18 protein-coding genes are annotated in these 20,526 nt (G+C 71.9%); 12 read left to right on the top strand and 6 right to left on the bottom strand.

Annotation, left to right across the window (positions count from 1 at the left end):
• Positions 1-2 precede the first annotated feature (2 nt).
• Positions 3-335 (bottom strand): ANTAR domain-containing protein, encoded by a 333-nt coding sequence (locus tag ACIQGV_RS08310; RefSeq protein WP_402492234.1) that lies wholly within the window; start codon positions 333-335, stop codon positions 3-5.
• A gap of 123 nt (positions 336-458) precedes the next feature.
• Between ACIQGV_RS08310 and ACIQGV_RS08305 the strand changes: the two genes are divergently transcribed.
• Positions 459-1,262: a VOC family protein gene (locus ACIQGV_RS08305; RefSeq protein WP_402492231.1), complete on the top strand. Its 804-nt coding sequence runs from the start codon at positions 459-461 to the stop codon at positions 1,260-1,262.
• An 84-nt stretch (positions 1,263-1,346) separates the two neighbouring features.
• On the opposite strand, the gene glgX is transcribed toward ACIQGV_RS08305, so the two are convergent.
• Complete coding sequence (glgX, locus tag ACIQGV_RS08300; RefSeq protein WP_402492228.1) at positions 1,347-3,494, bottom strand: glycogen debranching protein GlgX; 2,148 nt, start codon at positions 3,492-3,494, stop codon at positions 1,347-1,349.
• Positions 3,491-4,003: a pep a2 gene (locus ACIQGV_RS08295; protein WP_402492226.1), complete on the bottom strand. Its 513-nt coding sequence runs from the start codon at positions 4,001-4,003 to the stop codon at positions 3,491-3,493. Before ACIQGV_RS08295 ends, glgX begins: the two co-directional genes overlap by 4 nt.
• A gap of 262 nt (positions 4,004-4,265) precedes the next feature.
• Here ACIQGV_RS08295 and ACIQGV_RS08290 point away from each other — a divergent pair, with 262 nt between their 5' ends.
• From ACIQGV_RS08290 to ACIQGV_RS08265, 6 genes are all read left to right on the top strand, one after another.
• Complete coding sequence (locus ACIQGV_RS08290; RefSeq protein ID WP_402492223.1) at positions 4,266-4,568, top strand: DUF5133 domain-containing protein; 303 nt, start codon at positions 4,266-4,268, stop codon at positions 4,566-4,568.
• 66 nt (positions 4,569-4,634) lie between these two features.
• Positions 4,635-6,626, top strand: a complete 1,992-nt coding sequence (locus tag ACIQGV_RS08285) for a maltotransferase domain-containing protein (protein WP_402492220.1) — start codon at positions 4,635-4,637, stop codon at positions 6,624-6,626.
• The gene (treS, locus tag ACIQGV_RS08280) at positions 6,623-8,341 is read left to right on the top strand and encodes a maltose alpha-D-glucosyltransferase (protein WP_402492217.1); all 1,719 of its coding nucleotides are present in this window, start codon (positions 6,623-6,625) and stop codon (positions 8,339-8,341) included. Before ACIQGV_RS08285 ends, treS begins: the two co-directional genes overlap by 4 nt.
• 28 nt (positions 8,342-8,369) lie before the next feature.
• A complete protein-coding gene (locus ACIQGV_RS08275) occupies positions 8,370-9,752 on the top strand; it encodes a maltokinase (RefSeq protein WP_402492214.1) in 1,383 nt (460 codons plus the stop codon).
• A gap of 7 nt (positions 9,753-9,759) precedes the next feature.
• Positions 9,760-11,973 carry a 1,4-alpha-glucan branching enzyme gene (gene glgB, locus ACIQGV_RS08270; RefSeq protein ID WP_402492211.1) on the top strand — a complete coding sequence of 738 codons (2,214 nt, stop codon included), beginning with the start codon at positions 9,760-9,762 and terminating at the stop codon, positions 11,971-11,973.
• Between the two features lie 56 nt (positions 11,974-12,029).
• Entirely contained in the window at positions 12,030-13,115 is a 1,086-nt protein-coding gene (locus tag ACIQGV_RS08265) for a glutamate--cysteine ligase (RefSeq protein WP_402492208.1), read from the top strand.
• A 12-nt stretch (positions 13,116-13,127) separates the two neighbouring features.
• On the opposite strand, the gene ACIQGV_RS08260 is transcribed toward ACIQGV_RS08265, so the two are convergent.
• Positions 13,128-13,361, bottom strand: a complete 234-nt coding sequence (locus tag ACIQGV_RS08260; RefSeq protein WP_402492205.1) for a DUF6480 family protein — start codon at positions 13,359-13,361, stop codon at positions 13,128-13,130.
• A 152-nt stretch (positions 13,362-13,513) separates the two neighbouring features.
• Between ACIQGV_RS08260 and ACIQGV_RS08255 the strand changes: the two genes are divergently transcribed.
• The 4 genes from ACIQGV_RS08255 to ACIQGV_RS08240 all read left to right on the top strand — a co-directional run bounded on the left by ACIQGV_RS08255 (position 13,514) and on the right by ACIQGV_RS08240 (position 18,069).
• Entirely contained in the window at positions 13,514-15,445 is a 1,932-nt protein-coding gene (locus ACIQGV_RS08255) for an AMP-dependent synthetase/ligase (protein ID WP_402492203.1), read from the top strand.
• A 209-nt stretch (positions 15,446-15,654) separates the two neighbouring features.
• Positions 15,655-17,028: an NAD(P)/FAD-dependent oxidoreductase gene (locus ACIQGV_RS08250; protein ID WP_402492201.1), complete on the top strand. Its 1,374-nt coding sequence runs from the start codon at positions 15,655-15,657 to the stop codon at positions 17,026-17,028.
• A 42-nt stretch (positions 17,029-17,070) separates the two neighbouring features.
• Positions 17,071-17,301, top strand: a complete 231-nt coding sequence (locus ACIQGV_RS08245) for a hypothetical protein (RefSeq protein ID WP_402492198.1) — start codon at positions 17,071-17,073, stop codon at positions 17,299-17,301.
• Between the two features lie 312 nt (positions 17,302-17,613).
• Positions 17,614-18,069 (top strand): cyclic nucleotide-binding domain-containing protein, encoded by a 456-nt coding sequence (locus ACIQGV_RS08240; RefSeq protein ID WP_402492196.1) that lies wholly within the window; start codon positions 17,614-17,616, stop codon positions 18,067-18,069.
• A 242-nt stretch (positions 18,070-18,311) separates the two neighbouring features.
• On the opposite strand, the gene ACIQGV_RS08235 is transcribed toward ACIQGV_RS08240, so the two are convergent.
• Complete coding sequence (locus tag ACIQGV_RS08235) at positions 18,312-18,935, bottom strand: LysE/ArgO family amino acid transporter (RefSeq protein ID WP_402492193.1); 624 nt, start codon at positions 18,933-18,935, stop codon at positions 18,312-18,314.
• A gap of 90 nt (positions 18,936-19,025) precedes the next feature.
• On the opposite strand from ACIQGV_RS08235, the gene ACIQGV_RS08230 reads away from it, so the two are divergent.
• Complete coding sequence (locus ACIQGV_RS08230; protein ID WP_402492423.1) at positions 19,026-20,027, top strand: LysR family transcriptional regulator ArgP; 1,002 nt, start codon at positions 19,026-19,028, stop codon at positions 20,025-20,027.
• Here the strand turns inward: ACIQGV_RS08230 and ACIQGV_RS08225 are convergent.
• Complete coding sequence (locus tag ACIQGV_RS08225) at positions 19,963-20,436, bottom strand: carboxymuconolactone decarboxylase family protein (protein ID WP_402492191.1); 474 nt, start codon at positions 20,434-20,436, stop codon at positions 19,963-19,965. The two genes, ACIQGV_RS08230 and ACIQGV_RS08225, sit on opposite strands and share 65 nt — an antisense overlap.
• Between the last annotated feature and the right edge of the window lie 90 nt (positions 20,437-20,526).

The following is a 20,526-nucleotide window of genomic DNA, read 5'->3' as shown; positions in this document are numbered from 1 at the left end:
CCTCACCCGGACGGGCTACCCGGGATCTGCGTCGGGCCGTGGCGGTCGAGAGCCGCCTCCAGCTCGGTGCGGATCTCGGGGGCGATGTCCCCCGCGCGCCCCCACAGCAGGATCAGCTCGGCGACTCTGCGCAGCTTGACGTTGGTGTGCTGCGAGACCTCCCGGAGCACGAGCCAGCCCTCCTCGGGGGTGACCCGCCCCAGCGCCACCATCATCCCGATGGCCTGGTCCACCACGGCGTGCGAGGTCACGGCCTCCTTGAGCTGCTGGACCTCGTCCTGGAGCTCACTGATCCGTTCGGTCTCGTCGGCGGGTTCACCCGGTTCCTGCGCCACGCCTCCATCCTCCTTCCTCAGGTCCTCCGGTGCCAGCACCCGCTCGGCAGGCGCCCGGAGCGGATCCGGTTGGACACTGGGAGGGACCGGAGGCCGCCGGACCACGACACCAGGACGAGTGCCATGAACCACCCGATGCCCCCCTCGCCCGGAACCACGGAGGTCGTCACCACCCACTCCGTCTTCGGCGCCCCCTGCTGGGTCAGCCTGACCAGCCGCGATCTGCCGGCCACCGAGGCCTTCTACACCGCGGTGCTGGGCTGGCGGTGGCGGTCGGCCAAGCTCGGCGACAAGTTCCGGATCGCGCTGGCCGGCGGAGCGCCCGTCGCGGGGATCGCCGCCGTCGCCTCCATGTGGCAGATGGCGGTCGCCTGGACGCCGTACTTCGCGGTCGCCAGCGCCAACGAGGCCGCGGCCCGTGCCCAGGAGCGCGGCGGCACCGCCGCCGTCGGACCGATCTCGTTCCCGCCCGGCCGGGCCGCCCTGCTCGCCGACCGCGACGGGGCCACCTTCGGGATCTGGGAGGGCGAGCTGATCACCGACTGGGAGACCTGGCGGCGTGCCGCGCCCGCGTTCATCCGGCTGCACACCCGTGACGCCTTCGACGCGGCGATCTTCTACGGCGAGGTCCTGGAGTGGGCCGCCGCCGGACCCGGCTGCTGCGAGGTGCACTACGAGGGCGAGGAGGTCGTGCTGCGCAGCGGCGGGGACGTGGTCGCGCGGATCGAGTCGGGTGCGCTGGAGGCGGCGCCCGACCCCACGATCCGGCCGCACTGGCAGGTCCACTTCACCGTGGCGGACGTCTCCGCCGCCGCCCGGGTGGCCGAGCGCAACGGCGGCAGCGTGCTCACCGAGAGCACCGAGGAGGCCGTGCTGCGCGATCCCGACGGCGCCCAGTTCACGGTGACCTCCCGTACGGAACGCTGAGGCCGTTCGTCCGGACGGAGCAGTGCCCCCGGACCCGCTGCGGGTCCGGGGGCACTGCTCCGTCCGGGCGGGCGCCGGAAGGTCTCATCCGGTGCCGCGGGTGGGCCGGGACAGCAGCACCAGGCTGCGGGCCCCGACCGTCACCACCGTGCCCGCCTTGTGCTCGGTCTCGTCCGGCAGCCCCTGCGGGTCGGCGGTGTCGATCAGCGCCGACCAGCGCTCGCCGTACGCCGCGCCGGGCAGCGCGAAGTCGACGGGCTCCCAGTAGCTGTTGAGCAGCAGCAGGAACGAGTCGTCGACCACGGGCCGGCCCTGCGGGTCGTGCTCGGCGATGGCGTCGCCGTTGAGGAAGACGGCGACGGAGTGGGCGTCGGAACGCCGCCAGTCCCGCTCGGTCATCTCCCGGGAGTCCGGCGCCATCCACACCAGGTCGGGCAGCGGCTGCCCCGCGTGGGTGAGCGTCTCGCCGCGGAAGTACCGGCGGCGGCGCAGGCCCGGATGCGCCCGCCGCAGGGCGATCAGCTGCCGGGTGAAGTCCAGCAGGTCGCGCTGCTCCCCGCTCGGCTCCCAGTCGATCCAGGACAGTTCGCCGTCCTGGCAGTACGCGTTGTTGTTGCCGCGCTGGGTGCGGCCGAGCTCGTCGCCGTGGGAGAGCATCGGGATGCCCTGCGACAGCAGCAGCGTGGCGAGGAAGTTGCGCTGCATGCGGCCCCGCAGCTCCAGCACGGACGGATCGTCGCTCTCGCCCTCGGCCCCGCAGTTCCAGGACCGGTTCGCGCTCTCGCCGTCCCGGTTGCCCTCGCCGTTGGCCTCGTTGTGCTTGTCGTTGTACGAGACGAGGTCGCGCAGCGTGAAACCGTCGTGCGCGGTGACGAAGTTGACGCTCGCGCGCGGCCGGCGCCGGTTGTGCTGGTAGAGGTCGGAGGAGCCGGTCAGCCGGGACGCGAACTCGCCGAGGGTGTCCTCCTCGGTGCGCCAGAAGTCCCGCACCGTGTCACGGTAGCGGCCGTTCCACTCCGACCACAGCGGCGGGAAGTTCCCCACCTGGTAGCCGCCCTCGCCGACGTCCCACGGCTCGGCGATCAGCTTGACCCTGCTGATCACCGGGTCCTGCTGGATCAGGTCGAAGAACGCCGACAGCCGGTCCACCTCGTGGAACTGCCGGGCGAGGGTGGCCGCGAGGTCGAAGCGGAAGCCGTCGACGTGCATCTCGGTGACCCAGTACCGCAGCGAGTCCATGATCAGCTGAAGGACGTAGGGGTGCCGCATCAGCAGGCTGTTGCCGGTGCCGGTGGTGTCGTAGTAGTGCCCCCAGTCGCCGTCGACCAGGCGGTAGTAGGAGGCGTTGTCGATGCCGCGGAAGGAGAGGGTGGGGCCCTTCTCGTTGCCCTCGGCGGTGTGGTTGTAGACCACGTCGAGGATCACTTCGAGGCCGGCCGCGTGCAGCGCCTTGACCATCGACTTGAACTCCGCGACCTGCTCGCCGCGTGTGCCGCGGGCGGCGTAGGCGTTGTGCGGGGCGAAGAAGCCGATGGTGTTGTAGCCCCAGTAGTTGGACAGGCCGCGGTCGCGCAGCACGCCGTCCTGCACGAACTGGTGCACCGGCATCAGCTCCACGGCCGTCACCCCGAGCGAGACCAGGTGCTCGACGACCGCCGGGTGCGCCAGACCGGCGTAGGTGCCGCGCAGCTCCGGCGGCACGTCCGGGTGGGTGCGGGTCAGGCCCTTGACGTGTGCCTCGTAGATCACGGTGTCGGCGTACGGGCGGCAGGGCCGGTGGTCCTCGCCCCAGTCGAAGCCTGGGTCGGTGACCACGCCCAGCATGGTGTGCCCGGCGCTGTCCCCCGGGTCGGGGCCGGAGGCCGCCCGCTCGTACAGCGAGGGATGGTTGTCGATCTGCCCGTCGACGGCGGTGGCGTAGGGGTCGAGCAGCAGTTTCGCCGGGTTGCAGCGGTGGCCGAGGGAGGGCTGCCAGGGGCCGTGCACCCGGTAGCCGTAGCGCCGGCCGGGGCCGACTCCCGGCAGATGTCCGTGCCACACGAAGCCGTCGGCCTCGGTGAGGGGCACCGTCTCGGGCCGGCCGGCCTCGTCGAACAGGACCAGCTCCACCCGTTCGGCGACCTCGCTGAACAGTGCGAAGTTGGTGCCCTGTCCGTCGTAGGAGGCCCCCAACGGGTAGGGGTGCCCGCTCCACACGGGCACCCCGGACTTCCGGTTGCGCTTCGAGCTCACCGGGCACCCTCCAGCACGCCCTCGGCGTCGCGGGCAGGGCCGGCCAGGACCGCCGCCGCCGTCGCGCGGGGCACCTGGAGCACCTCGCGCAGGCTCGGCGCGGGCACGGTCGGCACCAGCGGGACACGCTCGCCGGTGCGGGCCCGCTGCGAGAACCAGATGACCTTGCTGCCGGTGTCCGTGGCACAGCAGCCCCAGCCGTCGCTCGTCGCGGCCAGATGCTCCAGGCAGTCGCGCAGGTCCTGGTCGGGGCGCAGGTCGCAGTCGTTCTCACCGACGGCGGTGATCAGGTGCTGGCCGTTCCACCACATCTCGACGGAGGTGCGCTTGTCGGTCGCGCGCTCGTCGATCGCCGTCAGCAGCAGTTCGGCCGTACGGCGGACGGGCTCCACGAGGGTGTCCAGGTCCCAGTGTCGGAGATGCGCTGCCAGGATGCGTCCGACCTGTCCGACGCGTTCCGGGCCGACTTCCACGTCGAGGTGGTAGTAGCAGGGCACTGCGGTCTTCATCGTCGTTTGCTCCTCACCGGCCAGGCTCTACGCCGTTCCGGCTCTCATGAACCAGCCCCGAACACGAAGCGTGAGCACCGATCGCTCCTGAGTAAGGTCCACCCTGCGGCCGCTAGTCCATTCGTGCAACACGAGCGCACACCCGAGGTGGTTGAAGATCCAACAAGACGCTGGGTCGCCGCCCGTGCACCATGAGTGAAGGCCCGAGTGCCCCCGATCGTCGGGACGGCGTCGTTCGCGGCCCCGGAAGGGGTATCCCGCCATGCTGCTACCTGCCGAAGCAGAAGTCGCCCGGCAGCTGCGGCGGTACCGGGCCTGGGAGCGCCTGATGCTCGCGGCCCCGGCCGACCGCACGGTGCGCTCCACTTTCGAGGACTCGGGCTACACGCTGTGCGTGCTGATGGGCAAGCGCTGCGCCCGGGAGGCCGCCGACGCCGCCGAGCGCTTCCTGCGCCACGGCCCGGCGGCGTTCCTGCAGGAGCGGGAGCAGGGCGGCCGGGCGCACACCGTCCGGCGGATACACCGGACGCCGTTCACGGCCCGGCGCACCACCGCGGGGAGGTAGTTCCCTCCCCGCGCAGTCCCCACGCCGGCCCACGGGCCGGCGTCGAGCACGGCGTGAGGAGAGACCATGAACGGGCCCGGCACCATCGGCCGCATCCCGGTACGCGACGTCCACCCGGCGGTGGAGGGCGGCCGGCGCCCGGCGAAGGCGGTGGAGGGCGAGACGTTCCAGGTCACCGCGACCGTGTTCCGGGAGGGACACGACGCCGTCGCCGCGCAGGTGGTGCTGACCGACCCGGACGGAAAGGCCGGCCCGTTCACCCCGATGCGTGAACTGGCCCCCGGCACCGACCGCTGGGGCGCCGACGTCACCCCGCACGCCCCCGGCCGCTGGAGCTACCACGTCGAGGCGTGGAGCGACCCGGTCGCCACCTGGCGGCACGCCGCACAGATCAAGATCCCGGCGGGCATCGACACCGGCCTCGTCCTGGAGGAGGGCGGCGACCTGCACGAGCGGGCCGCCGCAGGCGTTCCCCGGGGTGCCGGCCGCACCACGCTGCTGGAGGCCGCGGCGGTCCTGCGCGACGACTCGCTGCCGGTCACGGCCCGTCTGGCGGCGGCGCTGACGCCGGAGGTGGACGCGGTGCTGGCCCGGCATCCGCTGCGGGAGCTGGTCACCGCCTCGGAGGCGATGCCGCTGCTGGTGGAACGGGAGCGGGCCCTGTACGGGTCCTGGTACGAGTTCTTCCCCCGTTCCGAGGGCACCCCCGAACAGCCCCACGGCACCTTCCGCACCGCCGCGCGCCGGCTGCCCGCGATCGCGGCGATGGGCTTCGACGTGGTCTACCTCCCGCCGATCCACCCGATCGGCACCGCCCACCGCAAGGGCCGCAACAACACCCTCGACGCACTGCCCGGCGACGTCGGCGTGCCCTGGGCGATCGGCTCCCCCGAGGGCGGCCACGACGCCGTCCACCCCGCCCTGGGCACCGTCGAGGACTTCGCCGCCTTCGTGGAGCAGGCCCGCGAGCTGGGCATGGAGATCGCGCTGGACTTCGCCCTGCAGTGCTCCCCCGACCATCCCTGGGTGGCCAAGCACCCCGAGTGGTTCCACCACCGCCCCGACGGCAGCATCGCGCACGCCGAGAACCCGCCCAAGAAGTACCAGGACATCCACCCCGTCGCCTTCGACGCCGACATGGACGGCCTGGTCACCGAGACCCTGCGGATCCTGCGGCACTGGATGGCCGTCGGCGTGCGGATCTTCCGCGTCGACAACCCCCACACCAAACCGGTCGTCTTCTGGGAACGGGTCATCGCCGACATCAACCGCACCGACCCCGACGTGATCTTCCTGGCCGAGGCGTTCACCCGCCCCGCGATGATGGCCGCGCTGGCCCAGACCGGCTTCCAGCAGTCCTACACGTACTTCACCTGGCGCAACACCAAAGCGGAACTCACCGAGTACCTGACCGAGCTGACCGGCGAGGCCGCCGCCTGGATGCGGCCCAACCTCTTCGTCAACACCCCCGACATCCTGCACGCCTACCTCCAGCACGGCGGCCGCCCCGCCTTCGAGGTCCGCGCCGTCCTCGCCGCGACCCTCTCCCCCGCCTGGGGCGTCTACTCCGGCTACGAACTGTGCGAGAACACCCCCCTGCGCGAAGGCAGCGAGGAGTACCTCGACTCCGAGAAGTACCAGCTGCGCCCCCGCGACTGGGACACCGCCGAAGCCGAGGGCCGCACCCTCACCCCCCTGATCACCCGCCTCAACCGGATCCGCCGCGACAACCCCGCCCTGCGACAGCTGCGGAACCTCCACTTCCACGCCACGGACAACGACTCCGTCATCGCCTACAGCAAGCGTTCTGACTCCAATACGGTGATCGTGGTGGCCAACCTGGACCCGCACCACACCCAGGAGGCCACGATTTCGTTGGAGATGCTGCACCTTGGTCTTGACCGGAACGCTTCCATCTCCGCGCACGACGAACTGACCGGTGAGACCTATCACTGGGGCAGCTCTGCCTACGTACGCCTGGAACCAGGCCGGTCCCCGGCCCACGTGCTCCACGTCCGGCCGTCGACACCGCACCATGGAGGGTCCAGCGCGTCATGACCGTGAACTCGCCTGTCCATGACACCTTCGAGGACACCCCGGCCAAGGACCGGGACCCGGACTGGTTCAAGCGCGCCGTCTTCTACGAGGTCCTGGTCCGTTCGTTCCAGGACAGCAACGGCGACGGCGTGGGCGACCTGAAGGGCCTGACCGCCAAGCTCGACTATCTGCAGTGGCTGGGCGTCGACTGCCTGTGGCTGCCGCCGTTCTTCCAGTCCCCGCTGCGCGACGGCGGCTACGACGTCTCCGACTACACCGCCGTCCTGCCCGAGTTCGGTGACCTCGCCGACTTCGTGGAGTTCGTCGACGCCGCCCACCAGCGCGGCATGCGGGTCATCATCGACTTCGTCATGAACCACACCAGCGACCAGCACCCGTGGTTCCAGGAGTCGAGGAAGGACCCCGAGGGGCCCTACGGCGACTACTACATGTGGGCCGACGACGACAAGCAGTACCAGGACGCCCGGATCATCTTCGTCGACACCGAGGTGTCGAACTGGACCTTCGACCCGGTCCGCAAGCAGTACTTCTTCCACCGGTTCTTCTCCCACCAGCCGGACCTCAACTACGAGAACCCGGCCGTGCAGGAGGAGATCCTGTCGGCGCTCAAGTTCTGGCTGGACCTGGGCATCGACGGGTTCCGGCTGGACGCGGTGCCCTACCTGTACGCCGAGGAGGGCACCAACTGCGAAAACCTTCCGGCAACCCATGAGTTCCTCCGGCGGGTGCGCAAGGAGATCGACGCGCAGTACCCGGACACGGTGCTGCTGGCGGAGGCCAACCAGTGGCCCGAGGACGTCGTCGACTACTTCGGCGACTTCCGCAGCGGCGGCGACGAGTGCCACATGGCCTTCCACTTCCCCGTCATGCCCCGCATCTTCATGGCGGTGCGCCGCGAGTCCCGCTACCCCGTCTCCGAGATCCTGGCCAAGACCCCGGCCATCCCCTCGGGCTGCCAGTGGGGCATCTTCCTGCGCAACCACGACGAGCTCACCCTCGAGATGGTCACGGACGAAGAACGCGACTACATGTACGCGGAGTACGCCAAGGACCCGCGCATGCGGGCCAACATCGGCATCCGCCGCAGGCTCGCCCCGCTCCTCGACAACGACCGCCACACGATCGAACTGTTCACCGCGCTGCTGCTCTCCCTGCCCGGCTCGCCGATCCTGTACTACGGCGACGAGATCGGCATGGGCGACAACATCTGGCTCGGCGACCGCGACGCCGTGCGCACCCCGATGCAGTGGACACCGGACCGCAACGCAGGCTTCTCCACCTGCGACCCCGGACGGCTGAACCTGCCGATCGTCATGGACCCGGTCCACGGCCATCAGGTCACCAACGTCGAGGCGTCGATGTCGTCGCCCTCGTCGCTGCTGCACTGGACCCGCCGGATGATCGAGATCCGCAAGCAGAACCCGGCCTTCGGGCTCGGCAGCTTCACCGAACTGCAGTCGTCGAACCCGGCCGTGCTGGCGTTCCTGCGCGAGTACGAGGACGACCTGGTGCTGTGCGTGAGCAACTTCGCGCGGTTCGCCCAGCCGACCGAGCTGGACCTGCGGGAGTTCGCCGGACGCCACCCGGTCGAGCTGTTCGGCGGGGTGCGGTTCCCCGCCATCGGCGAACTGCCGTATCTGCTCACCCTGGGCGGCCACGGCTTCTACTGGTTCCGGCTCACCCGAGTCGCGTCCCGCATCGGCCGACGACCGTGAGCGTGCTCCGAGGAAAGGACGCGGCGCCATGCCGAAGACCGCATCCCTGCACCGGGACGGCACCGGGCCCGTCAGGCCCATGGCCTCGCTGGAGGGCCTGCTGCGGGAGTGGCTCCCGCGGCAGCGCTGGTTCGCGGGCAAGGACCGGCCGGTCACCGAACTGCGCCTGCTGTCGCTGACCGAGCTGTTCCCCGGCTGTCTGCATCTGCTGGTGCACGCCGACCACGCCCCGAGCCCGTCCGGTCACGCGGGTGTGCCCGCGCCCGGCGCCGCCACCCCGCCCGGTGACTGCTACCAGCTGATCCTCGGGGTGCAGGAGCATCTGTCGCCCCGCCTCGGCAGGGCGCTGGTGGGCAGGGCGCAGGAGGGCCCGCTGGCCGGGATGGCGGTCTACGACGCGCTGCGCGACCCCCGTTCGGCGCAACTGCTCCTGGAGCGGCTGCGCCGGCCGGGCAGCCTCGGTCCGCTGCGCTTCGAGACGCACCCGACGGTGTCGGTGCCCTCGGGGCTGCCGCCGCGGCTGCTGGACGCCGAGCAGTCCAACACCTCGCTGGTGTACGGCGACGCGTACATCCTGAAGGTCTTCCGCCGGATCCAGCCCGGGGTCAACCCCGACCTGGAGGTGACGAGCGCGCTGGCCGGGCAGGGCTGCCGCCGGGTGCCCGCGCCGGTGGCGTGGTTCCGCACCACGCAGCCGCACGGGGCGACGCTCGGCGTGCTCCAGCCGTTCCTGCCCGACGCCGCCGACGGCTGGACCCTCGCGCTGCACGCGCTCGCCACCGGCGACGACTTCACGGCCGAGGCGTACGCGCTCGGGGAGGCCACCGCGGACGTGCACGTGGCGCTCGCCGCGGCGTTCCCGGGCAGCCCGCCGGCCGAGAACGGGCGGACGGCGGCCGCGATGACGGAGCGGCTGGACGCGGCCGCGCACAGCGTGCCGGGCCTGCGGCCGTTCGTGCCGGGGCTGCGCGGGGCGTTCGGCATGCTCGTCACCTGCGATCCCGGGCCCGCCGCCCAGCGCATCCACGGTGACCTGCATCTGGGCCAGGTGCTGCGGGCGGGCCGGGAGTGGTTCGTCATCGACTTCGAGGGCGAACCGTCGCGTCCGCTCGCCGAGCGCTGCACCCCCCAGTCCCCGGTGCGGGACATCGCGGGGATGCTGCGCTCCTTCGACTACGCCGCCCGTCAGCGCCGCCCCTGGCGGCCGCAGTGGGCGCGTCGCTGCCGCGAGGCGTACTGCGCGGGCTACGCCGAGCGGGCCGGCTGGGACCCGCGCAAGAAGCACGCGCTGCTGCGTGCGTACGAGACCGACCGTGCCGTGTACGAGGTTCTGTACGAGGCCCGGCATCGTCCGGACTGGCTCGCCGTCCCGATGGCGGCGATCGAGCGTCTGGCCGTGAGAGGAGACTGAGGAAGCCGTGGCCCTGCGTGACACCTCCCTGCCCGAGCCGTCCGGCCCGCCGGCCGTGGTCCTGGCCGCACCGGCCCTGGACCCCGGTGACCGGGGCCGACTGCTGTCGGGCGCGCACCACGATCCGCACGCCCTGCTCGGCGCCCGTGCGGTGCCGGGCGGGATCGCCTTCCGGGCGCTGCGGCCGTTCGCCCGCTCCGTGAGCGTCGTGACGGGCGGAGAACGGCACGCGCTGGTCTCCGAGGGCGACGGCCTGTTCTCGGGCGTGCTGCCGCTGGACGCGGTTCCCGCGTACACGCTGCTGGTGGCGTACGGCGACGATCCCGGGCAGGAGGTGCACGACCCGTACCGCTTCCTGCCCGCGCTGGGCGACCTCGACCTGCATCTGATCCGTGAGGGCCGGCACGAGGAGCTGTGGAAGGCGCTCGGAGCGGAGCCGATGACGCACCAGGGCGTGACCGGCACCCGCTTCACGGTGTGGGCGCCGAACGCCCGGGGCGTCCGGGTGGCAGCCGACTTCACCCATTGGGACGGCACGGCGTTCCCCATGCGCTCGCTCGGCGCGTCCGGGGTGTGGGAGCTGTTCCTGCCGGGCGTCGGCGAGGGCACGCGCTACAAGTTCGAGATCACCTCGCGGCACGGTCACCGCTTCCTGAAGGCCGACCCGATGGCCCGCCGGGCCGAGGCCGCGCCCGACACGGCGTCGATCGTGCACACCTCTCGCTACGAGTGGGGCGACCAGGAGTGGCTGGCGCACCGGGGCGACGTCCCGGTGCACGAGGCGCCGTTCTCCGTGTACGAGGTGCATCTGCCGTCCTGGCGGCCCGGGCTGACCTACCGCGAGCTGGCCGAGGTGCTGCCCGGTTACGTCAAGGACCTCGGCTTCACGCATGTGGAGTTCATGCCGGTCGCCCATCACCCCTTCAGCGGCTCGTGGGGCTACCAGGTCACCGGCTTCTACGCGCCGGCGGCCCGGCTGGGCTCCCCCGACGACCTGAAGTTCCTGATCGACTCGCTGCACCGGGCGGGCATCGGCGTCATCGTGGACTGGGTGCCCGCGCACTTCCCCAAGGACGACTGGGCGCTGGCCCGCTTCGACGGGGAGCCGCTGTACGAGCCCGGGGACGCGCGGCGGGCCGAGCACCCGGACTGGGGGACGTACGAGTTCGACTTCGGCCGGGTGGAGGTGCGCAACTTCCTGGTGGCCAACGCGGTGTTCTGGTGCGAGGAGTTCCATGTCGACGGTCTGCGGGTGGACGCGGTCGCCTCGATGCTCTACCTGGACTACTCGCGCGAGCCGGGCCAGTGGGAGCCGAACGCCTTCGGCGGGAACGAGGACCTGGCGGCGAAGGCGTTCCTCCAGGAGATGAACGCGACCGTGTACCGGCGGGCGCCGGGTGTCGTGACCATCGCCGAGGAGTCCACCGCCTGGAACGGGGTGACGCGGCCGACCGACAGCGGCGGGCTGGGGTTCGGGCTGAAGTGGAACATGGGCTGGATGCACGACTCGCTGGAGTACATCCAGCACGAGCCGGTGCACCGCAAGTACCACCACAACGAGATGACGTTCTCGATGGTGTACGCCTACAGCGAGAACTACGTCCTGCCGATCTCGCACGACGAGGTCGTCCACGGCAAGCGGGCTCTGGTGTCGAAGATGCCGGGCGACTGGTGGCAGCAGCGCGCCGACCACCGCGCCTACCTCGGCTTCATGTGGGCGCACCCGGGCAAGCAGCTGCTGTTCATGGGGCAGGAGTTCGCGCAGGGCGCGGAGTGGTCCGAGCCGGAGGGCCCGCACTGGTGGCTGCTGGATCCGGCGTACCCGGCGGAGCCCGACCACCGGGGCGTGCGTGACCTGGTCCGGGACCTGAACGCCGCCTATCTCGATGCGCCGGCGCTGTGGCAGCGCGACACGGATCCGGCCGGTTTCCGGTGGGTGGCCGGTGACGCGGCGGAGGACAACGTCTTCGCGTTCCTGCGGTTCGCGGCCGACGGTTCGCCGCTGCTGGCGGTCAGCAACTTCTCGCCGGTGGTGCGGCACGACTACCGGCTGGCCGTGCCCGGTGACTTCGTCGCGTGGCAGGAGGTGCTGAACACCGACGAGGTGCGCTACGGCGGCTCGGGGGTCACCGAGCCCGGCCCGGTGAAGCCGGAGGACGGGGTGCTGAGGATGACGCTGCCGCCGCTCGCGACGGTGTGGCTGCGGCCGTACGCCGTGTGAAACGGCCTCCGGCGGGCATTCGGGTGCATGTCGTCGGCCCCGGAAGGTGGTGTCCCTTGCGCACCGTCGGAGTGGAGGAGGAACTGCTCCTCGTGGATCCCGAGAGCGGTGATCCACGGGCGATGTCCGCCGCGGTGCTGGCACGCGCCGCGGCGCAGGACACCGGCGAGCAGGTCTTCGAGAAGGAACTGCACGAGCAGATGGTGGAGTTCGCCACGCATCCGCAGGCGGACATGGGCGATCTGCGGGCGGAGATCGTGCGCTGCCGCCGGGAGGCGGCGCGGCACGCGAGCGGGCTCGGCTGCGCGGTGGCCGCGCTCGCCACGTCCCCGCTGCCGGTGAGCCCGAGCGTCGGGGTGAACGCCCGCTACCGGTGGATGGCGGAGCAGTACGACATCACCTCGCGGCAGCTGGTGTGCGGCTGCCATGTACATGTGTGCGTGGAGTCCGACGAGGAGGGCGTCGCGGTCGTCGACCGGCTGCGGCCGTGGCTGTCGGTGCTGTCGGCCCTGAGCGCCAACTCGCCTTTCTGGCAGGGCCGGGACACCGGCTACAGCAGCTATCGCAGCCGGGTGTGGCAGCAGTGGCCGTCGGCGGGGCCGACCGAGGCGTTCGGGTCGGCCGAGGGATATCACCGCAGGGTCGCGGAGATGGTGGCGACCGGCGTCATCCTGGACGAGGCGATGGTGTACTTCGACGCCCGGCTGTCGGAGCGCTATCCGACCGTGGAGATACGGGTCGCGGACGTGTGTCTGCACGCGGACACGGCCGTGCTGGTCGCGCTGCTCGCCCGGGGCCTGGTGGAGACGTCGGCCCGTGAGTGGCGGGCGGGTGCGGCGCCGGCGGAGCCGAGTGTGAGCCTGCTGCGGCTGGCCGGCTGGCGGGCGGCCCGGTGGGGGCTCACCGGCCGTCTGCTGCATCCGGCCGTGATGCGTCCGGCCCCGGCGGAGGAGGTCGTGGGGGCCCTGCTGGAGCATGTGGGCGCGGCGCTCGCGGACAGCGGCGATCTGGAGCGCGCCCGCGAGGGCTGCGAGCGGCTGCTGCGCCGCGGCAACGGGGCGCAGGTGCAACGGGATCTGATGGAGCGGACCGGCAGCCTGCGCGACGTCGTCACCGGCTGTGTCCGCCACACCCAGGAGTGAGACCGCGCCGGGTCACAGGATCAGGACGAGGGCGTACACGAGGAAGAACGCGGCGACCAGCACGACGAGGCCGAGGATCAGCGCCAATGGCGCCTTCGCCCAGCCCCGGGTGGGGTTGTGCGTCTCGCGGGGGCCGGCTCCGGGCAGGCTGCTCTCGGCGGGCGGGGTCTCGCCCGGGGGAACGCCGCCGCCCGGTTCCAGGCCGGTGCTGCGTTCGGGTTCGGGGTCAGGGCTGATGTGGGTCATGCACCCCGGGTCCCCCGACTGCGGCGAGATCATCAGGGCCGAACTGTTACTCCGTTCGTGGCACCTCGCGCTCGCTCCTGGGCTAGATTCGACCACCGTCGATAACAGTTCTCGTCGGCGCTGTCACAGCCCGTACCGACCAGGAGCAGCGCATGCGCGATCCCGCTCTCGCTCCGCCCTTCGTGCCGCCCTCGTCCGGCGGGCTCGCCGACAGCGTCTTCGAGGCGGCGGTCCACAGTCCCACGCTCCCGCTGCTGGCCCGCCGGGTCCCGGGATCCGACGGCGACTGGGAGCAGGTCAGCGCGGTCGAGCTGAAGGACCAGGTGGTCGACCTCGCCAAGGGACTGGTGGCGTCCGGGGTCGCGCCGGGCAGCCGCGTGGCCGTCATGGCGCGCACCCGCTACGAGTGGACGGTGTTCGCCCACGCGCTGTGGGCGGTGGGCGCCGAGGTCGTGCCGGTGCATCCGTCCTCGTCGCGGGAGCAGGTGGAGTGGATCCTGCGGGACGCCGGGTGCGTGGCGGTGGTGGTCGAGGACGAGTCCGCGGTGATGACGATCGGCTCGGTGTGCGCGACGCTGCCCCGGCTGCGGCACGTCTGGCAGCTCGACGCCGGAGGGCTGCGGGCGCTGGTGGAGCGCGGGGCGTTCATCCCCGCCACGACGGTCGACTCGCTGCGCCGGATCGTGCTGCCGGACTCCACCGCGGTCGTCGCGTACACGTCCGGCACGACCGGGCGGCCGACGGGATGCGCGCTGAGCCACCGGGGGGTGGCGAGCCCGTGCGACACGCTGCTGGCCGGCTGGGGCCACACGGCGGCTCCTCCGGGACAGCAGCCGAGGGTGCTGGCGTTCCTGCCGCTGTCGCACGCGTACGGTCTGATGATCCAGGAGATGTGCCTGCGCGGCGGTGTGCTGATGGGGCATGAGCCGGATCTGAGCGAGGCGTCCCTGTCCGCGGCTCTGCGCTCCTTCAGGCCCACCTATTTCCACGGTGTCCCCTCGCTGTTCGAGAAGCTGTACAAGACGTTCCTGCGGACGGCCCAACAGGCCGGGCACGGGGCGCTGTTCGAACGGGCGGCGGAGACGGCGCGGGCCTTCGCCGCGGCCGAGGAGCGGCACCGGCTGGGCCGCGGCGCCGGTCCGGGGCCCAATCTGCGGATCCAGCACGCCCTGTACGAGCGGACGGTGTACAGGCGGCTGCGCGAGTCGCTGGGCGGTCAGGTGCGCCGGGCCACCTCGGGCGGCTCGCCGCTCAGCCGTGAACTGTCCTTGTTCTACGAGGGCATCGGCATCTACGTCAATGACGGCTACGGCCTCACCGAGACCAGCGGCGGCATCACCATGCAGCCGCTGGGCCGGGAGAAGTCGGGCACGGTCGGGCAGCCGCTGCCGGGCACCGAGGTCAGGGTGGCCCCGGACGGGGAGATCCTGGTGCGCGGCCCGTCGGTGTTCCAGGGCTATGTGGGCGACGAGTCCGCCACCCGGGCGGCGTTGCGCGGCGGCTGGCTGGCCACGGGCGATCTGGGGCGGCTGGACTCGCAGGGCTATCTGACCATCACGGGCCGCAAGAAGGACATCATCATCACCAGCGGTGGCACCAGCGTGGCCCCGCAGCCGCTGGAGGAGCGGCTGCGGATGCATCCGCTGGTGCATCAGGCGGTCGTGGTCGGCGACAACCGGCCGTGCGTGGGGGCGCTGATCACGCTGGACCCGGAGTTCCTCGCGCACTGGCGCTCGGCCCAGCGCTGGCAGAACGACGCGCGGAGCCGGGAGGCCCGGGAGGAGAACGCGCTGCGGGAGGAGGTCGCGCGGGCGGTGGCCGCCGCCAACAGCGCGGTGTCGCGCGCCGAGTCCATCCGGGTGTTCCGGGTGCTGCCGGAGCCCTTCGACGTGGCGGGCGGGCTGCTCACCCCGTCGATGAAGCTGCGCCGAGACGCGATCGTCGAGCGCTACGGCATGGAGATCGAGGGCATGTACCAGGCCCGCGCTCCCCAGACGCGGCCCCCCGTCCCGGAGGACCCGCTGGCCTGGGACGACACGGACGACGTGTTCCGCCAGACCCGGGGCAGCCGGTCGTCCACATGATCGACTCATGGAAAGTACGTACGGGATCTCGTTGATCGGGTACGCGGACATCCCCCGCGTTGCATGCTGGTGCCCGGCGGATTCGCCAGCCTGCCTCACTCGGCTGGCGAGGCCGCCCGGGACACGGTGGGATCAGTGAGGTGCGAGGCAGCGATCCAGGGGCAGGCGCATGGCGTCGGCGGAAAGGCCGCCTGGAAGCGCGGAAAGGGATGGACACCGTGACACGACCCAGGATCCTGGTGGTGGGCGCAGGCTTCGCCGGCGTGGAGTGCGTGCGGCGGCTGGAGCGCCGGCTCGGGCCGGACGAGGCCGACGTCACCCTGGTGACGCCGTTCGCCTACCAGCTCTATCTCCCGTTGCTGCCCCAGGTCGCCTCCGGCGTGCTGACGCCGCAGTCGATCGCCCTGTCGCTGCGCCGCAGCAAGAAGTACCGCACGCGGATCATCCCCGGTGGGGCGATCGGGGTGGACCTGAAGGCCAAGGTGTGCGTGATCCGCACGATCACGGACGAGATCGTGGACGAGCCGTACGACTACATCGTGCTGGCCCCCGGCAGCGTCACCCGCACCTTCGACATCCCCGGGCTCACCGATCACGCGTTCGGCCTGAAGACCCTCGCGGAGGCGGCGTACCTCCGTGACCACGTCATCTCCCAGCTGGACCTCGCCGACGCCAGCCAGGACCCCGTCGAGCGGGCCTCACGGCTCCAGTTCGTTGTGGTGGGCGGGGGCTACGCGGGCACGGAGACGGCCGCCTGCCTGCAGAAGCTGACGCACGCCGCGGTCCGGCGCTACCCGCGGCTGGACCCGAGCCTGATCAAGTGGCATCTGATCGACATCGCGCCGAAGCTGATGCCGGAACTGGGCGACAAGCTCGGCCGCAGCGCCATGGAGGTCCTCCAGCGGCGCGGCATCGACGTGTCCCTCGGGGTGTCCGTCGACAAGGCGGGCCCGGAGGAGGTCACCTTCACCGACGGGCGGGTGGTGCCGACCCGCACCCTGATCTGGACGGCGGGTGTGGTGGCCAGCCCGCTCATCGCCACGCTGGGCGCGGAGACCGTGCGCGGGCGGCTCGTGGTGTCTCCGGAGATGACGCTGCCGGGCCATGACGGTGTCTTCGCGCTCGGCGACTCGGCCGCGGTGCCCGACGTGGCCAAGGGCGAGGAGGGCGCGGTGTGCCCGCCGACCGCGCAGCACGCGATGCGCCAGGGCCGCAAGGTCGCCGAGAACGTCATCGCGACGCTGCGGGGCGAGACGCGTCAGCCGTACGTCCACAAGGATCTGGGGCTGGTGGTGGACCTCGGCGGCAAGGACGCGGTGTCCAAGCCGCTCGGGATCGAGCTGCGCGGGCTGCCCGCCCAGGCCGTGGCCCGCGGCTACCACTGGGGCGCCCTGCGCACGAACGTCGCCAAGACCCGGGTGCTGACGAACTGGGTGCTCAACGCGGTCGCGGGCGACGACTTCGTGCGCACCGGCTTCCAGGCCCGCAAGCCGGCGAAGCTGAAGGACTTCGAGTACACGGACGCGTATCTGTCGCCGGACGAGGTGCGGGCGCGGGTGGAGGCCGCGCGCGAGAAGGGCTGAAGAGCCGCGGATGCGCGCGGGCCGACGGGGTAGGGGGCTCGTATGACCGATGTCGTGGACGCTGACGAACTGCTGCGGCGCATGCAGCGGAGCAGGACCTGTGCCGTGGAGGAGCTGCGCGGCTGGCGGGCCCGTGGGGAGGAACTGCGCGCGCACGATCCCGGCGCGGCGCGGGACGCCGAGATGCGCGGGCTGGCGTACGAGGTGGTGGTCAGGGTGCTGGACGAGATCCTGACGCCGGGCGTGCGTTCCGGAGGCACCGGGGCGACCTGACCGGCCCGGCGGCCGCCGGGAATCCGGGTGCGGAGCCACATGGCCGAGTGAAACCCGTCACGCGTGCCTGTTTCTGTTGTGTTACGCGCCCCTGGATGGTTTATCGTTCATACATACCCGGTCACGGAGTGGACGTGCTCCCGTCCTCCGTGCACCCCCATGATCTGCCCTGGCTGGTTTCCCCCGTCCAGCCAGGGCTTTTTTCTGCCCGGATCCGGGAACGGGGGTCCGCCGAGGTGCTCGCCCGGGCTTCGGCGGCTGAAATGGGCGTAGGGAAAACACCGGAACGTCTCCCGGCAGGAGCCCCGCGCCATGACCAGAGCGACGAAACTGCTGACCGCCCTTCCTCCGCCGCAGCGCGAGCGACTGATGACGCTCGCCCGGGAGGTGTCCTTCCCGGAGGACACCCGCATCTTCGAGGCGGGCGGCACGGCCGACCGCTTCTGGGTCATCCGCTCCGGCGCGGTCTCCCTCGACCAGCGCGTGACCTCGGTGCAGCGGGTGACCGTGGCCAGCCTGGGCGCGGGCGACCTGCTCGGCTGGTCCTGGCTCTTCCCGCCGTACCAGTGGGACTTCGGCGCGGAGGCGTTCAGCCCGGTGCGCGCCTACGAGTTCGAGGCCCAGCCCGTGCTCGCGCTGTGCGAGGAGGACCCCCGTCTCGGGCTGACCCTGATCCGCATCGTCTCCGAGATCCTCGCCCACAGGCTGGAGACGACCCGCAACCGGCTGATGGACCAGTACGCGTACCACCGCCGGGGCACCGTCTAGTGCTGTGACCGGAAAGGTTTGCCGGAAGGCTCGCGGCGTCCGGTGCCGGGGGTACCCCCACGCCTTTCGGGCAGTGGGGGAGCATCGCAAGGCGGAGCGTCGCCCGCGTACTGGATGTACTCGGGTGATGCGACAACGCGGCGTGGGGGTACCCCCGGCCGGAGGCTGGGGGAGCGCCGTGCCGGGCGTCGCGAGCCGGTGAACCTTTCCGGTCACAGCACTAGCCAGCCCCGAAGAACCCTCTAGGCACCCCCGTTCCCGGCCAGGAGCAGGACACCCAGGGTGATCATGGTGGCGGCCACCAGGCCGTCCAGGACGCGCCAGGCGGCGGGCCGGGCCAGATGACGGCCGAGCAGGCGGGCGCCGAAGCCGAGCGCGGTGAACCAGCACAGGCTGGCCAGCGCGGCGCCGAGGCCGAAGGTCCAGCGCATCGGGCCGCGGTCGGCGGCGACGGAGCCGAGCAGGAAGACGGTGTCCAGGTAGACGTGCGGATTGAGCCAGGTCATCGCCAGACAGGTCAGCACCGCGCGCCGGATCGACCCCGCCGCCTCGCCCTCGGTGCTCAGCGCGCCCTGCGGCCGCAGCACCCGGCGGGCGGCGAGGACGCCGTATCCCACGAGGAAGGCGCCGCCGACCCAGCCGACCGCGGTCACCGCGCCCGGCCACGCCACCACCACGGCGCCGACCCCGGCCACCCCGAGCGCGATCAGCAGCGCGTCCGACAGGGCGCAGATGCCGACGACGGCGAGGACCGCGTGCCGGCGGACGCCCTGGCGCAGGACGAAGGCGTTCTGGGCGCCGATGGCGACGATCAGGGACAGACCGGTGCCGAACCCCGCGGCGGCGGCGGACAGTGCGTTGCTCATGGCCCCGACGCTACGGAGACGATCACCGTGCGTACAGCTAAAGATTCTTACGTATCCTTAGCGATCGTGAAGACCGACGTCGCCTCCGGCATGCCGGAACTGCCTCTCGACCAGGTGCGCACGCTGCTCGCGGTGGTCGACGAGGGCACCTTCGACGCGGCCGCGGCCGCGCTGCACGTCACCCCGTCCGCGGTGAGCCAGCGGGTGAAGGCGCTGGAGCAGCGCACCGGGCGGGTGCTGCTGCTGCGCACCAAGCCGGTGCGGCCCACGGAGTCGGGCGAGGTCGTGGTGCGGTTCGCCCGGCAGCTGGCCCGGCTGGAACGGGACGCGCGCGCCGAGCTGGGCATGCGCGGCGCCGGGGAGGCGGCCAGCGTGTCGGTGGCGGTCAACGCCGACTCGCTGGCGACCTGGTTCCTGCCCGCGCTGACCCGGATCCGGCAGGAGCCCCGGATCTGCTTCGAGCTGCGCCGCGAGGACGAGGACCACACCGCGGCGCTGCTGCGCGAGGGACTCGTCATGGCCGCGGTGACCTCCTCCCCCGACCCGGTTCCGGGCTGCTCGGTCCGGGCCCTGGGGGCGATGCGCTATCTCCCCGTCGCCGGCCGGGACCTCGCGGCCCGGCTGCTGACCGGGCCGCTCGCCGCATCGTTGCCCGAGGCCCCGGTGGTGGTCTTCGACCGGCGCGACGACTTCCAGGACGGCTTCGTGCGCCGGCTGGCCGGGACCTCGGCGAGCGCGGCCCGGACCTACGTCCCGACCTCGGAGGGCTTCGCCGAGGCCGTGGCCTCGGGCCTGGGCTGGGGCATGCTCCCCGAGGCCCAGGCCCGCCCGCTGCTGGACGCCGGCCGGCTGGTCGCGTTCGCGCCCGACCGGGCGGTGGACGTGCCGTTGTACTGGCAGCAGTGGAAGCTCGACTCGCCCGCGCTGGCGACGGTCGCCGAGGCGGTCGTCGCGACGGCGGCCGAGGCACTGCGCGGCCCGGACGCCGGCCGGACCGGCCCGGGTGTCGGCCGGACCGGCCCGGGTGTCAGCCGAACTGGCCCGGCTGGTAGTCGCCGGCCGGAGTCCCGATCATCACGTTCATCCGGTTGAAGGAGTTGATGATCGCGATCTGGGCCACCAGGGCGAGCAGCTCGTCCTCGCCGTAGTGCTTGGCGGCGTCCGCCCATGCCTCGTCGGTGACCCCGCCCGCCGCGTCGGCGATACGGGTGCCCTGCTCGGTCAGCTCCAGGGCGGCGCGCTCGGCGTCGGTGAAGACGGTGGCCTCGCGCCACGCCGCGACCATCGCGAGCCGCACCGGGGTCTCACCGGCGGCCGCGGCGTCCTTGGTGTGCATGTCGAGACAGAAACCGCAGCCGTTGATCTGGCTGGCCCGGATCTTCACCAGCTCCAGCGTGGCGGCGGGCACCGCCGTGCCGTGGACCGCCTTGTTCGCCGCGACGAAGTGCTTGACGACGCTCAGGGCGACGGGGTTGGTGAAGGCGTTCAGACGGGGTTCCATCGGGAGGGTCTCCTCTGCCGTTGTCCTTGGTTACGTCTCTTGGACGAGACGGGCCCCGCGCGCTGTGACACCGGCGGCTGTGACCCGCGT

It is taken from the genome of Streptomyces sp. NPDC093094 (assembly GCF_044754345.1).
Lineage (GTDB): Bacteria > Actinomycetota > Actinomycetes > Streptomycetales > Streptomycetaceae > Streptomyces.
Note: the sequence above shows the minus strand (reverse complement) of the source record. Positions and strands in the feature narration are given on the sequence as shown.